Annotated in this window: 3 protein-coding genes; all 3 read left to right on the top strand. The window is 32.7% G+C overall.

Annotation, left to right across the window (positions count from 1 at the left end; all coding sequences use genetic code 11):
• Positions 1-823 (top strand): CTP synthase (locus KHW44_RS08935; RefSeq protein WP_304068631.1); only part of this gene is annotated, 823 nt, incomplete at its 5' end.
• Between the two features lie 5 nt (positions 824-828).
• Complete coding sequence (locus tag KHW44_RS08940; RefSeq protein WP_094208761.1) at positions 829-1,617, top strand: type III pantothenate kinase; 789 nt, start codon at positions 829-831, stop codon at positions 1,615-1,617.
• A partial coding sequence (locus KHW44_RS08945) for a tRNA-dihydrouridine synthase family protein (protein WP_304068637.1) occupies positions 1,610-2,100 on the top strand: 491 nt, incomplete at its 3' end. The genes KHW44_RS08940 and KHW44_RS08945, both read left to right, overlap by 8 nt.

Consider the following 2,100-nt stretch of genomic DNA (forward strand, 5'->3'; position numbering starts at 1 on the left):
ATATATAATGAGAAAAATGAAACTAAAATCCAAAGGCGAAGAAGATGGAAAATGGAGAAAAATGATTGAAAACTACAGAAAAGCAACTGAAACTGTAAACATAGGTTTAGTTGGAAAATACACAGAACTTCACGATGCTTATCTTTCTGTAGAACAAGCATTGATAGATGCTGGATATGCAAACAATCACAAAGTAAACATTCGTTGGATTAATTCCGAAGAATTAAACAAAGACAATATCAAAGAATCATTTGAAGAATTGAACGGTATTATCGTTCCAGGAGGATTTGGTGGCAGAGGCATGGAAGGAATGGTTGAAACTTCAAAATACTGTCGTGAAAACAATATGCCATATTTCGGAATTTGTTTAGGAATGCAAATCGCAGCAATAGATATCGCTAGAAATATACTTGGTTTAGCTGATGCTAATACGGCAGAAGTTGTTGCTGATTGCAAAAATCCGGTAATAAGTTTAATGAAAGAACAAAGAGATATTGAAGATATAGGTGGAACATTAAGACTTGGTAACTATGAGTGTCACTTGAAAGATAAATCTTTGGCAAAAGAATTGTACGGTGAAGAATTCATACAAGAAAGACACAGACACAGATACGAATTCAACAACGACTACAGAGAACAATTTGAACAAAACAATGTCGTATTCTCAGGAATTAATGACCAATATAACTTGGTAGAAATGCTTGAAATACCACAAAATAAATTCTTCTTAGGTTGCCAATTCCATCCAGAATTCAAATCAAGACCTAACAGAATTCATCCTTTATTCAATGGATTTATCAAAGCATCTATTGAAAACAAATAAAGAAGGTGGAAGATATTTTACTTGTAATTGATATTGGAAATACAAATATTGTATTTGGTTTTTTCAAGGAAGATGAATTAATTTTTGAATGGAGAATATCCACAGATTTGCGTAAAACCAGTGATGAGTACGCACTAACACTCAGACAAGCTTTGGATTATTCAAATATAAAAAAATCAGAAGTAAAAGAAGCTATAATAGGCTCTGTAGTACCGAACTTGATGCCTACTATTCCAAAAGCAGTCAAAAAATGTTTGGGAATTGAACCTTTAATAGTAGATGAAAAAATAAGAACAGGAATAATTAATAAATATGCCAGTCCTAAAGAAGTTGGAGTTGACAGAATAATTAACGCAGTAAGCGCCTGTCAAAAATATTCAACACCAATAATAATAGTTGATATTGGAACGGCGATTACTTTTGATTATATTTCAGAAAATAAAGAATACTTGGGAGGAGCGATTGCCCCAGGGATAGCAATATCGTCTGAAGCACTTTTTATGAGGACAGCTAAGCTACCTAAGATTGAAATAGAAATGCCGGATAAAGTTATTGGAGACAGCACTGTAAGTAGTATGCAATCAGGGGTTGTGTTCGGATTTATAGGATTAATAGATTATATTATCGAAAAAATCCTAGAAGAAAGACATAAAACAAAAGATGAAGTTACAATAATTGCAACAGGCGGTTTTTCGTATTTGATCGCAAAACGATCCAAGTACATCACAATTATTGACAAACTCATAACTTTGGATGGCTTAAAAATTATTAACGATTTAAATAGAAATGATTAAAGAAAAATTAAACTTGAATAGTAATTTGTTTTTGGCGCCGTTAGCTGGAGTAACAGACATTCCTTTTCGAATAATTTGTGGAGAATTGGGAGCTGGTTTGTGCTTTACAGAAATGATAAGCGCCAAAGCACTTTACTATGATGACAAAAAAACAAAGAAACTTTTAGACACAGATCCAAGAGAAAATAGCACATCTGTACAAATATTTGGGCATGAACCAGAAATCATGGCTTATGCAACTAGATTTCTGACTGAAAATTATAATTTTAAATCTATCGATATCAATATGGGATGTCCAGCTCCTAAAATATTCAAAAATGGAGATGGCTCAGCATTGATGGGGGATTTAAACCTTGCGGAAGATGTTATCAGAGCTTGTAAGAACAATACTGATTTACCAGTATCTGTAAAATTTAGACTAGGAATTGATGAAAATTCAATGAATTATCTTCAACTTGCACAAATTTGTGAGAGATTGAAAGT

Source organism: Finegoldia magna (assembly GCF_018371055.1).
GTDB classification, from domain to species: domain Bacteria; phylum Bacillota; class Clostridia; order Tissierellales; family Peptoniphilaceae; genus Finegoldia; species Finegoldia magna_I.